Annotated in this window: 11 protein-coding genes; 2 read left to right on the forward strand and 9 right to left on the reverse strand. The window is 68.7% G+C overall.

What is annotated here, in order from left to right; translation table 11 throughout:
• The first annotated feature begins 36 nt into the window (after window positions 1-36).
• Window positions 37-693 carry an amino acid-binding protein gene (locus C1737_RS11185; protein ID WP_102419894.1) on the forward strand — a complete coding sequence of 219 codons (657 nt, stop codon included), beginning with the start codon at window positions 37-39 and terminating at the stop codon, window positions 691-693.
• On the opposite strand, the gene C1737_RS11190 is transcribed toward C1737_RS11185, so the two are convergent.
• From C1737_RS11190 to C1737_RS11220, 7 genes are all read right to left on the reverse strand, one after another.
• A complete protein-coding gene (locus C1737_RS11190) occupies window positions 694-3,591 on the reverse strand; it encodes an RND family transporter (protein ID WP_068094179.1) in 2,898 nt (965 codons plus the stop codon).
• Complete coding sequence (locus C1737_RS11195) at window positions 3,588-4,019, reverse strand: MmpS family protein (protein ID WP_369807523.1); 432 nt, start codon at window positions 4,017-4,019, stop codon at window positions 3,588-3,590. The genes C1737_RS11190 and C1737_RS11195 overlap by 4 nt, the downstream gene beginning before the upstream one ends.
• Before the next feature lie 183 nt (window positions 4,020-4,202).
• A complete protein-coding gene (locus C1737_RS11200; RefSeq protein WP_102419896.1) occupies window positions 4,203-4,811 on the reverse strand; it encodes a TetR/AcrR family transcriptional regulator in 609 nt (202 codons plus the stop codon).
• A gap of 49 nt (window positions 4,812-4,860) precedes the next feature.
• A complete protein-coding gene (gene ligA, locus C1737_RS11205; RefSeq protein WP_102418231.1) occupies window positions 4,861-6,942 on the reverse strand; it encodes an NAD-dependent DNA ligase LigA in 2,082 nt (693 codons plus the stop codon).
• A gap of 35 nt (window positions 6,943-6,977) precedes the next feature.
• Window positions 6,978-7,301, reverse strand: a complete 324-nt coding sequence (locus C1737_RS11210; RefSeq protein ID WP_102418234.1) for a helix-turn-helix transcriptional regulator — start codon at window positions 7,299-7,301, stop codon at window positions 6,978-6,980.
• A complete protein-coding gene (locus tag C1737_RS11215) occupies window positions 7,298-7,780 on the reverse strand; it encodes an SRPBCC family protein (protein WP_067923380.1) in 483 nt (160 codons plus the stop codon). The genes C1737_RS11210 and C1737_RS11215 overlap by 4 nt, the downstream gene beginning before the upstream one ends.
• A gap of 67 nt (window positions 7,781-7,847) precedes the next feature.
• The gene (locus C1737_RS11220; protein WP_102419897.1) at window positions 7,848-8,864 is read right to left on the reverse strand and encodes a methionine synthase; all 1,017 of its coding nucleotides are present in this window, start codon (window positions 8,862-8,864) and stop codon (window positions 7,848-7,850) included.
• A gap of 116 nt (window positions 8,865-8,980) precedes the next feature.
• Between C1737_RS11220 and C1737_RS11225 the strand changes: the two genes are divergently transcribed.
• Window positions 8,981-9,616, forward strand: coding sequence for a sensor domain-containing protein (locus C1737_RS11225; protein ID WP_068094166.1), 636 nt, complete (start codon window positions 8,981-8,983; stop codon window positions 9,614-9,616).
• Here the strand turns inward: C1737_RS11225 and mnmA are convergent.
• Together mnmA and C1737_RS11235 are read right to left on the reverse strand one after the other, a co-directional pair.
• Entirely contained in the window at window positions 9,613-10,689 is a 1,077-nt protein-coding gene (gene mnmA / locus C1737_RS11230; protein ID WP_102418236.1) for a tRNA 2-thiouridine(34) synthase MnmA, read from the reverse strand. The two genes, C1737_RS11225 and mnmA, sit on opposite strands and share 4 nt — an antisense overlap.
• Window positions 10,690-11,892, reverse strand: a complete 1,203-nt coding sequence (locus tag C1737_RS11235) for a cysteine desulfurase family protein (protein WP_102419898.1) — start codon at window positions 11,890-11,892, stop codon at window positions 10,690-10,692. It abuts the gene before it with no gap.
• Window positions 11,893-12,033 lie beyond the last annotated feature (141 nt).

Genomic DNA, 12,033 nt, shown 5'->3' on the forward strand with positions numbered 1-12,033 from the left:
ATGCCGTCGACACATGGCTGTGTCACAGTGTTGGCCGTGCCGTCCTATCTGTTGCGCATCGAGCTGGTCGACCGCCCGGGCAGCCTGGGCTCGCTGGCGGTGGCGCTCGGCTCCGCGGGCGCCGACATCTTGTCGCTCGACGTGGTGGAGCGCAGCTCGGGCTACGCGATCGACGACCTGGTGATCGAGTTGCCGCCGGGCGCGATGCCGGACACGCTGATCACCGCCGCGGAGTCGCTCTCGGGTGTGCGGGTGGAGAGCGTGCGTCCGCACACCGGGTTGCTGGAGGCGCATCGGGAGCTGGAGCTGCTCGACCACGTCGCCGCGGCCGTCGACAAGTCGTCGCGGTTGCAGGCCCTGGCCAACGAGGCGCCCCGGGTGCTGCGCGTCAGCTGGTGCTCGGTGCTGCGTAGTGCGGGCGATCGGGTGGAGCGCCTGGCCGTCAGCGCGGGTGCGCCCGAGACGCCGGCGGCTTCCGCCCCGTGGCTGCCCATCGACCGCGCCGCGACGCTGGACAGCTCCGGCGACTGGGTGCCGCAGGCGTGGCGCGACATGGACACCACGATGGTCGCCGCGCCGCTGGGCGATCCGCACATGGCGGTGGTGCTGGGGCGACCGGGCCCCGAATTCCGGCCCTCGGAGGTGGCTCGCCTGGGCTATCTGGCCGGGATCGTGGCCACCATGCTGCGCTAGCTAACGCGCCGGCGACGCGACCACCGGGTCGTCGTCCTCCCACAGCAGCAGCTGCCGAACCGCCGGACGCGGTCCGTACGGCCGCAGCATCGTGCTGGCGGGGCGCGGGCGCACCCGTTGGGGCCACCAGAACCACCGACCCAGAATCCGTGCGACGGAAGGCGTCATGAACGACCGCACGATCAGCGTGTCGAACAGCAAGCCGAGGCCGATGGTGGTGCCGATCTGACCGAGCACCTGGAAACCGCTGAACACGAACGCACACATGGTGACGGCGAAGACGATGCCGGCCGAGGTGACCACCGATCCGGAGCCGGCCATCGCCCGGATGATGCCGGTGTTCAGGCCGGCATGAATTTCTTCCTTGAACCGCGAGATCAACAGGAGGTTGTAGTCGGATCCGACCGCCAACAGCAGGATCACGGCAAGCGCGAGCACGACCCAATACAACTGGATCCCGAAGAGGTACTGCCACACCAGAACTGACAACCCGAACGAGGCGCCCAGCGACAGGGCGACCGTGCCCACGATGACGAGCGCGGCGATCAGGCTGCGCGTGATGATCATCATGATCAGCAGAATGAGGCTCAGCGCCGCGAACGCCACGATCATCAGGTCATACTTGGCGCCGTCCTGGATGTCCTTGTACGTCGAGGCGGTCCCGCCGAGATAGACCCCCGCGCCCGCCATCGGCGTGCCCTTCAGGGCCTCGTGCGCGGCCTTGGCCATCGGGTCGATGTGCGAAATGCCCTCGGGGGTCGCGGGATCGCCTTCGTGCGTGACGATCATGCGGGCGGCCTTGCCGTCGGGCGAGAGGAACAGTTTGAGCCCGCGCTTGAAGTCGGGGTTGTTGAAGACCTCGGGCGGCAGGTAGAACGTGTCGTCGTTCTTGGCGGCGTCGAAGGCCCGTCCCAGAGCCGTCGCGTTGTCGATCGCGGCCGCGGTCTGGGCGTAAATGCCCGACAGCGTGGCGTAATTGGCCAGCGTCAGATCCCGATTGGTCTGCTGGCTGTCGATCTGCGGCGGTATCAGCTCCACCAGTTTCGGCTGCAGCGCGTCGAGCTTGTCGAGCGAAGCCGTGAGGCTTTCGAACTTCTCTGTGAGCTGGTCGATGCCGTCGAGCGCGTCGAAGAGTGATCGGAACGCGAAGCAGACGGGGATGTCGTAACAGTGCCTCTCCCAATAGAAGTAGCTGCGGATGGGCCGGAAGAAGTCGTCGAAGTTCGCGATCTTGTCGCGCAGATCCTGGATCGTACCGAGCGTGTCGTGGAAACTCTGCGTCTCGTCGTGGGTGGTGCCGGCGAGCTGCTGCTGCAACACGTACTGCTGTTTCAGGATGTTGATGGTCTTGTTCAGTTCGTTGGCCTGCTTGAGGGCATCCTCGGCCCGATCTCGTTGGTAGGTCAGGTTTTCCTGCTGCGCCGCGCTGGAATTGCTGACCACGAACGCGAGCGAGCTGTGAACGAGCGGGGTGCCCAGCGGACGGGTGATGGTCTGCACCTGCGCCACGCCGGGAACGTGAAACACCGCCTTGGCCACCTTGTCCAGGACGAGCATGCTTTCCGGGTTACGCATGTCGTGATCGGTTTCGACCATCAACAACTCGGGCTCCAGCCGGGCCCGCGAGAAATGCTTCTCCGCGGCGGTGTAGCCGACATTGGCCGGCGCGCTGGCGGGCATGTAGGGACGGGTGTCATAACTGGTCTTGTACCCGGGTAAAGCTATGAGTCCGACCAGGGCCAGCGCGCAGGCCGCCGCGAGTACCGCGCCCGGCCAGCGGACGATGGCGGTGCCGATCCGCCGCCAGCCGCGGGTTCGGATCGCCCGCTTGGGGTCGAAGATGCCCACCTTGGCGCCCAAGGTGAGGATCGCGGGCCCCAGGGTGAGCGCGGCGAAAAGCGCGACGAGGATGCCCAACGCGGCGGGTATGCCCAGGCTCTGGAAGTACGGCAGCCGGGTGAAGCTCAGGCAGGCGACCGCGCCGGCCACGGTGAGCCCGGAGCCCAAGACGATGTGCGTCGTGCCGTGATACATGGTGTAGAAAGCTCTTTCGCGATCCTCGCCGGTTCCGCGCGCTTCCTGGTAGCGGCCCACGAAAAATATCGCGTAGTCGGTACCCGCGGCGATCACCAACAGCGTCAACAGGTTCGTCGCGTACGTCGACAACCCGATGACTCCGGCATTTCCGAGAAACGCGACGAGGCCACGCGCGGCCGACATCTCGATCAGGACCGTGGCTAGGACCAGCAGGGTGGTGAGCACGGAGCGGTAGACGAAGAACAGCATCAGCGCGATCACGCCGACGGTGATCGTGGTGACCTTCGCGGTCCCCTTACTGCCGACGTCGAACTGATCGGAGATCAGTGGCGCCGCGCCGGTCACATAGGCCTTGACGCCGGGCGGTGGCTTCATACGCTCGACGATGTCGCGGATGGCGCCGACGCCCTCGTTGGCCAGCGCGGAACCCTGATTACCGGCGAGATTCACCTGAACGTAAGCGGCCTTGCCGTCGCTGCTCTGCGACCCTGCCGCGGTGAGGGTGTCGCCCCAGTAGTCCTGAACGTGCTCGACGTGCTTCTTGTCCTGCTCGAGCCTGCGAACCATCTCGTCGTAGAACTTGTGCGCGTCCGCGCCGAGTGGCTTGTCGCCTTCCAGTACGACCATGGCCGAGCTGTCGGTGTCGAACTCTCCGAACTTCTCACCGATCCGCTTGATTGCCTTGAGCGACGGGGCGTCGGGCGAGTTCAGGGCCACATTGTGTGTCTTCCCAACCTCTTCCAACTGCGGCACCGCGATGTTGGTGACTGCGGCCAGCCCCACCCAGAACAGCAGGATCGGCAACGCGAGCCGGCGGATGGTGCGGGGGACAACGGCCCGCGGCTGTTCGTGGTTGCTCATCCGGATTTGTCCAGACAGAAGGTGTAGGCGTCGACTTTGTTCACGGTGCGTTGGTCTTTCACTTCGCCGTTGACGGTGATGCGGCAGCCGAGGCTATCCCCGTTGCCCTGCGCGACGACGTTGCCGAGGACCGCCGGCTCCGTCGTGGTGATCGTGAACGACCACGGCAGCGGGGCATCCTTGACTTGCTGCGGCTGGGCGTTGACATCAAGGTAGTTGATGGTCGCGGTTGCGCCGGGCCTGCCGAAGACCTCGAGCACCACCCGTTTGGGGTTGAACGGAACGATTTCGTTGGCCAGGCCGCTGTTGGCCGAGGTGTTGTTGTGTGAGCCGAAGATTCCGTGCAGGCGGTAGATGGCGAATCCGGCGAGCACGATGACCAGCACCGCGACCAGCGCCATCCACCCTCGCTTGACGAGGGAGGCCACCGAAAACCCCTTCACCCGTTCACCTTTCGATCATCGGGCGACACGAAACCCCCGGCACGAGGGGTCCGCCGACCGGTCGGGTGTGATCGACAGCTATGACAGTACGGTACGGGACCGTACTGTACAAGAGACGCGCGCGTACACATTCAACGAAAGACGGCTTGCCCGTGGGTGACCGCGCCGTTACCCGATGGTTCTGGTCAGACCCGGGATGAGGAAACCGTCGACCAGCGCTTGCACGGTGCGACGGGTGGGCGGCCGGTCCGGCATGATGGACCGGAAGATGAGGTAGCCGGGCAACAGGTCCCAGAGTTCGTCGGTGACGGCGCCCGGGTGGATTTCGCCGCGGTCCACCGCTTGGTTCAAGACGTGCTGGATCAACGCCTTGCGCTGGTCGAGGAACTGACGCTGCATGGCCTCGTTGAGTGCGGGGAGGCGCGACACCTCGACCATCACCGCACGGATCGTGCTCGCATGCCGGCCGCCCTCCTGGCAGATCGTCTCCCCCAGTCGCAGCAGATCGCCGCGCAACGTACCGGTGTTCGGCGGCACCGCCACCTGGCGGACACCCTCGATGAAGGCGGCCAACACCAGCTCGGCCTTGGAGGGCCAGCGCCGGTACACCGTGGCCTTGCTGGCGCGAGCGGCACCGGCGACCGCGTCCACGGTCAGCTGGTCATAGCCGTGCTCCTGCAACAGGCGCAGGGTCACCGCCAGAATTTCGGCCTCCCGCGGCGACCACGGTGACGCCGGTGCGCACGGGTCCGCCATCTGGGTCATAGCGCCCACGATAGAGCCGCTTGGGCGGTGCGGCCCAAATTTCGGGTCAGGTCGTGATCGCCTAGTCCGCCGGAGCTTCCGGCGGCCCCTCGGCCAACAGCTTCCGGAAACCGTCCTCGTCGAGGACCGGGACGCCGAGCTCGACGGCCTTGTCGTACTTGGAACCCGGCGCATCGCCGGCGACGACGTAGTCGGTCTTCTTCGACACCGAACCGGCGGCCTTGCCGCCGCGCGCGATGATCGCCTCCTTGGCGTCGTCGCGCGAAAAGCCCGCCAGCGAACCGGTGACGACCACCGTGAGCCCTTCCAGCGTGCGGGCCACGCTGGCGTCGCGCTCGTCGGCCATCCGCACCCCCGCGGCCCGCCATTTGTCGACGATCGCGCGGTGCCAGTCGACGGTGAACCACTCGGTGAGCGCGGCGGCGATCGTCGGCCCGACGCCTTCGACCGCGGCCAGCCGCTCGGTCGATGCCGACATGATCGCGTCCAGGCTGCCGAATTCGGTGGCCAGGGCGCGCGCGGCGGTCGGTCCGACATGCCGGATCGACAGCGCCACCAGGACGCGCCACAGCGCCACCGTCTTGGCCTTGTCCAGGTTGTCGAGCAGTCGCCTGCCGTTGGCGGACAGCGCGCCGGCCTTGGTCCGGAAGAGCTCGGTGCGCAGCAGGTCGTCCTCGGTGAGGGTGAACAGGTCGCCCTCATCGGCGATCACCCCCGCCTTCAACAGTGCGGTGGCCGCCTCGTAACCCAGCCCCTCGATGTCGAGCGCCCCGCGCCCGGCGACGTGAAAGACGCGCTCGCGCAACTGCGCTGGGCAGGACCGGGCATTGGGACAGCGGATGTCGGCGTCACCCTCCTTGGCGGGGGCCAGCGGGGTACCGCATTCGGGACACGTTGTGGGCATGACGAATTCGCGTTCGGACCCGTCCCTGAGGTCGACGACGGGACCCAGCACCTCGGGGATCACGTCGCCGGCCTTGCGGATCATCACCGTGTCGCCGATCAGCACGCCCTTGCGCTTGACCTCGCTGGCGTTGTGCAGCGTGGCCAGCCCCACCGTCGACCCCGCCACCTTCACCGGCGTCATGAAGGCGAAGGGCGTGACGCGACCGGTGCGCCCGACGTTGACCCGGATGTCGAGCAATTTGGTCTGCGCCTCCTGTGGCGGGTACTTGTAGGCGACGGCCCAGCGCGGCGCCCCCGACGTCGTCCCCCGCCGGCGCTGCAGCGAGAAGGCGTCGACTTTGACTACGACGCCGTCGATTTCGTGATCAATCTCGTAGCGGTGCTCGCCCCAGTAGCCGATCCGGTCCTCCACCGCGGCAAGGCCACACACCCGCGCGGTCTGTTCGGCCACGGGCAGACCCCAGGCCTTAAGGGCCGTGTAGGCCTCGTGCAGCGTCTTGGGCGCGAACCCGTCGGTGCGGCCGATGCCGTGGCAGATCATCCGCAGCTTGCGCCGGGCGGTGACCGCCGGGTTCTTCTGACGCAGCGAACCGGCCGCGCTGTTACGCGGATTGGCGAACGGCGCCTTGCCGTCCTCGACCAGGCTGGCGTTGAGCGCCTCGAAATCGGCGAGCATGAAGAAGACCTCGCCACGCACCTCCAGCACGGTAGGAATCGGCAAATCCGCAGTGGCGGTGAGCCGCTCGGGCACATCGTCGATGGTGCGCGCGTTGAGCGTCACGTCCTCGCCGACCCGGCCGTCGCCCCGGGTGGCGGCGCGTTCCAGCCGGCCGTCGCGGTACACCAGCGACAACGCCACGCCGTCGATCTTGAGTTCACACAAGTAGTGGGGATCGCGGCCGATCTCGGTCTCGACGCGGTTACTCCAGGCGACCAACTCGTCGCGGTCGAAGACGTCGTCGAGGCTCAGCATCCGCTCCAGGTGCTCGGCCTCGGTGAAGTCGGTCGCGAAGCCGGCGCCACCGACCAACTGGGTCGGGGAATCGGGGACACGCAGCTCCGGATACCGCTCCTCGAGCGCCAGAAGCTCGTTGAACATCCTGTCGAATTCGGCGTCGGAGACGATCGGCGCGTCCTTGATGTAGTAGCGGAACTGGTGTTCGCGGACTTCGCCGGCCAGTTCCTGCCACTGCCGCCGCACCTCGGGCGACACCGGATCAGCTTCTGCTGAGCTCACCCTCGCAGGCTATCCGAGCGCGGCGACACCCGGACTCAGTCCTCCACGTATGCCCGCAGCCGGTCCACCGCCGCATCCCACCGGCGCGACAAGGCGGTGAGGTAGTCACTGGCCTGGGCCAAGGGGGCTGTCCGCACCGCCCAGACTCGCTCGCGACCGCGCCTGCTGCTGGTCACCAAACCCGCCGATTCCAGCAGCTGCAGGTGCTTGCTGGCAGCCTGGCGGCTGACGGGTATGACGCTGGTGAGCTGTGACGTCGAGCTCGGGCCAAGATCGCAGAGCCGCACGATGATGCGCAGCCGGTTCGGGTCACCGAGCGCGTCGAAGAGCGGCGCGCCCACCGCGACGCGCCCCCTCATTCGCGGGCTTCTTCCAGATACCTGCGCACCAGATCCGTCTGGATCGCCCACCCCTCGGAGTTGGCCTCGAAGGAGGAAGGGCGGCGCGCTTCGGGAATGTCCTCGAATCCGGACTCGGTAATGGTGAGCAGCACGCCGTCGGGCGTTTCCGACAGCGTGAACTCGACCAGCGTGGTCGGCTCCTGGCCGTAGTCGGCGTCCGGGTCGACGGCGAAGGGGTGCCACCGATAGGCGAACCGCCGCTGCGGCTCGACGGCGACGATGTGCCAGGTGCTTTCTACTCCGGTGTGTGGCTCCTGCCGACTGGCGACCTCGTCGTCGACCGTTGTCGGATGGATCACCGCGCCGACCGAAGTCCCGGCGACGAACGGCCCGTCGAAGCGGACTCCGAACCAGCGGCCAAACTCGTCGGCGTCGCTGATGGCCCGCCATACCCGCTCCAACGGCGCGTGCAGCAATACGCGCTTCTCAATCCTCATATGCAACCTCCCGGTTGCATATGAGTCCACCACGGCACCACGAAAAGCGCAACTATTTGGTTGCCTATCAGATGGCGTCCGGGTCCCCCGCGAATGCCTCGGCCGCCTTACGGGCCAGCCCGATCGCCAGGCGGGCCCATTCCGGCGTCGCGCCGGCCAGGCCACACGCCGGGGTGACGCCGATGCGGTCGCGCAGCGCCGAGCGCCCGAAGCCAAGGCGATCGGTCACCCCGACCAGGGCGGCCGCCACCTCTTCGGCCGACGGGCGCCGCTCCGGAGCGCTGCTGGGCACCACCCCCAGCATGATCGTGCGGCCCGATTCGACGAACCCGGCCATACCGTCGAGATCCGCCGCCACCAAGGTGCTCGCATCCACCGACACCGCACCGATTTGGCTGCCCTGCAACATCTTCCACGGCAACTCCGCGGCACAGCTGTGCAACACCGCCGCGCCTCCCACCGTGGCGACGCAGTCGTCGAGCAGGGCTACGGCCACCGCTTCGTCCAGCGGCGCCACCGGGCTCAGCGCCGTCACACCGGTCAGCCGCCCGCCCAACGCGTTCGGCAGCGACGGCTCGTCGAACTGCACCACCACCGGCGTCTCGAGCCGGCGCGCCAGCGCCGCGCGGTGGGCGGCGACGCCTTCGGCCAGCGACGCCGCCAGATCGCGCACGGCGCCGGGGTCGGTGATCGCCCGATGGCCGTTGGCCAGCTCCAGCTCGGCCGACAGGGTGATCGGCCCGGGAGCCTGCACCTTGACCACGCGGTCGCCACCACGCAGGCCGGCCACCTCCCAGGCCTCTTCCAACGCGTCCATGTCCTCCTCGAGGAGACTGGCGGCGCGGCGGGTGACCGCACCCGGCCGCGCGGCGACCCGATAGCCGCGCGGCACGGTGTCGATGGCCACGTCGATCAGCAGCGCGCCGGCCCGTCCGAGCATGTCGGCGCCCACTCCGCGGGCCGGCAGCTCGACGATGTGCGACAACGCGTCGGCCAACTCACCGACGACGACCTCGGCGGCCTCCCGCGGCTTGATGCCGGGCCACGACCCGATGCCGCTGGCCCTCGCGAAGGAATGCGGGATAACACTCACCCGCCCAACCGTATTCGACCTGACCCGCCACGCCGTTGACCAGGGGTGTCTGTCGCGCCACCGCACGGGTAGGTTCAACCGCGAGAAGGGTACGAAACGTGTCGCGGATGGCGAGATGGGCGCGGCCGCTGCTGCTGTGGGCGGTAGTGGTGCTGGCTGCCGCGTGCACCCGGGTGGTGGACGGCGCCGCGGTGGCGGGATTCGGTTCCCCCCGCAGGGCGGTGCAGGGGGTGAACGTCGACACGATCCTCTTGGACCAGTCGCGGATGCGCGCGATCACCGGCGCCGGGGAGCACCTGACGATCATCCCGTCCATGGACGGCACCAGGCCGGTGGACATCGACGCCCTCGCCGACACCACGCCGCGCGAATGCCGGTTCATCTACGCCGAGACCGCCACGTTCGGCCCGGATGTCGAGGAGTTCCACAAGACGACGTTCCAGGACCCGCCCGATGGGGCGCTGATCTCCGAGGGCGCCGCGGCCTACCGGGACGTCGACACCGCACGGCGCGCCTTCGGCGCCTTGGTGACCACGGTCGGGGATTGCGCCGACGGCTCGGGTGGCCAGCAATACGTCGGCGACTGGAAGGCCGACGCCGGCTCGCTGCATCTGCGGCCCGGTGGCTGCGGCCGCGACTACCGGCTGCGGTCGGTGGCCATCCTGGAGGTCACGTTCTGCGGCTTTGCGCAATCGGTGTCCGACATCGTGATGACGAACATCGTCGCGAACGTACCGGCTTAGCGTGCGGTAGCGGCGATGGTGGCGCTGCCGAGCACCTCGTCACCGTCCGGGTCCGGGCGGTACAGCACCAGCGTCTGGCCCGGAGCGACGCCGCGCAGCGGGACGCGCAACCGCACGACCAGCTCGTCGCCGACCAATTCCGCTACCGCGTCGGCGGTTTCACCGTGTGCGCGGACCTGGACCGAGCACTCGACGGGGCCCGATGGCGGCCGTCCCCCGGTGAAGACCGGCTCGCGCCCGCGCAACTCGCGCACCTCGAGGTCGGCCGCCTCTCCCACCCGTACGGTCGCGGTGTCGGCGTCGATCGCCGTCACGTAGCGCGGGCCGCCGTCGGGGCCAGGGCCGGCGATGCCCAGGCCCTTGCGCTGGCCGACGGTGAAACCGTGCACGCCGTCGTGCTCGGCGAGCACCGTGCCGTCAGCGCCGATGACGGCGCCGCGCCGGACCGCGATGCGCTCGCCGAGGAAGGCTCGGGTATTCCCCGAGGGAATGAAACAGATGTCGTGGCTGTCGGGTTTCTCCGCGACCGCGAGGCCGCGGCGGGCCGCTTCGGCACGAATCTGCGCCTTGGGGGTGTCACCGATGGGGAACGTGGCGTGGCGCAGCTGCTCGGCGGTCAGCACGGCGAGCACGTAGGACTGGTCCTTGTCGTGGTCAACCGCGCGGCGGAGCCGCCCACCGGACAGCCTGGCGTAGTGGCCGGTGGCCACGGTGTCGAAGCCCAGCGCAACCGCTTTCGCCGACAGGGCGGAGAACTTGATCCGCTGATTGCACCGCACGCACGGGTTGGGCGTTTCGCCGCGCGCGTAGGAGGACACGAAATCGTCGATCACGTCGGCTTGGAACCGCTCGGCGAAATCCCAGACGTAGAAAGGGATTCCGAGCACATCGGCGACGCGGCTCGCGTCCGAGGCATCTTCTTTCGAGCAGCAGCCGCGCGAACCCGTCCGCAGCGTGCCGGGCGTGGCCGACAACGCCAGATGCACGCCGACCACGTCGTGTCCGGCGTCGACCATGCGGGCGGCGGCGACCGACGAGTCGACGCCGCCACTCATCGCGGCGAGGACCTTCACTTAGGGAGCCCCCGCGGCGGCCAGTGCGGCGCGGCGGGCGCGGTCCACCGCCGCGGGCAGCACCTGCAACACCGCATCCACATCGTCGTCGACGCTGGTGTGACCCAAGGACATCCGCAAGGATCCGCGGGCGCTGGTGGGGTCTGCACCCATCGCGAGCAGCACGTGCGACGGCTGCGCGACGCCCGCGGTGCACGCCGACCCGGTCGAGCATTCGATGCCGTTGGCGTCCAACAACATCAACAACGCATCGCCTTCGCAGCCGCGGAACGTGAAGTGTGCGTTGCCGGGCAACCGCTGGGGGTACCTCCCGCTTGCGGGGGACGGGTCGCGGGCGCCGTTGAGGCTGACGTCGTCGATGCCCGCGAGCACCCCGTCGATCAGCCGGTCACGCAACGCCCGGAGCCGCGCGCTGTTCGCCTCGATGCCGTCCACCGCGATCCGGGCCGCGGCCGCCATGCCGACCGCACCGGCGACGTCGGCGGTGCCGGAACGGATGTCACGCTCTTGTCCGCCACCGTGCGCCAGCGGCACACACGCCACGTCGCGGCGCACCAGCAGCGCGCCCACCCCGGGAGGGCCACCGAACTTGTGCGCGGCAACGCTCATCGCCGAGAGCCCGCTGGCGGCGAAGTCCACCGGCAACTGCCCCACCGCCTGCACGGCGTCGCTGTGCATCGGAACCCCGAACTCGGCCGCGACGGCGGCGAGGTCGGCGGCCGGCATGACGGTGCCGACCTCGTTGTTGGCCCACATCACCGACACCAGCGCGACATCGTCGTGGCTGCGCAGCGCCTCGCGCAGCGCGGTGGCCGAGACCGAACCGTCGGCGGCGGTCGGCAACCAGGTCACCTCGGCGCCCTCGTGTTCGACGAGCCAGTTGACCGAGTCCAGCACGGCGTGGTGTTCGACCTCGCTGGTGATGATGCGCCGGTGGCGCGGTTCGGCGTCGCGGCGGGCCCAGTAGATGCCCTTGACCGCCAGATTGTCGCTTTCGGTGCCGCCCGCGGTGAAGATGACCTCCGACGGGCGGGCGCCCAGCCGGTCGGCGATGAGCTCGCGGGATTCCTCGATGCGCCGCCGCGCCGTCCGGCCGCTGGTGTGCAGCGAGGAGGCGTTGCCGACGGTGCCGAGCACCGCCGCCATCGCCTCGACGGCGGCGGGGTGCATCGGCGTGGTAGCGGCGTGATCGAGGTAGACCATGACGCGACCCACGATACCGGCAGGTGAAAGTTCCACCGGGCCTACTGGCGATCGCAAGCGCGGCGTTGCCGGGCGCTGCGGGTCGCCACCGTTTGGCTAGTGGCGATCGCAAGCGCGGCGTAGCCGGGCGCAGCGGGTCGC

Origin of the sequence: Mycobacterium sp. 4858, from assembly GCF_900240975.1 — a bacterium.
Lineage (GTDB): Bacteria > Actinomycetota > Actinomycetes > Mycobacteriales > Mycobacteriaceae > Mycobacterium.

Coding starts and splice junctions, on each gene's coding strand:
- C1737_RS11210 (WP_102418234.1), bottom strand. CDS start 7,301: ATGAGGGGGCGCGTCGCGGTGGGCGCGCCGCTCTTCGACGCGCTCGGT.
- C1737_RS11235 (WP_102419898.1), bottom strand. CDS start 11,892: ATGGTCTACCTCGATCACGCCGCTACCACGCCGATGCACCCCGCCGCC.
- C1737_RS11215 (WP_067923380.1), bottom strand. CDS start 7,780: ATGAGGATTGAGAAGCGCGTATTGCTGCACGCGCCGTTGGAGCGGGTA.
- C1737_RS11225 (WP_068094166.1), top strand. CDS start 8,981: ATGGCGAGATGGGCGCGGCCGCTGCTGCTGTGGGCGGTAGTGGTGCTG.
- C1737_RS11190 (WP_068094179.1), bottom strand. CDS start 3,591: ATGAGCAACCACGAACAGCCGCGGGCCGTTGTCCCCCGCACCATCCGC.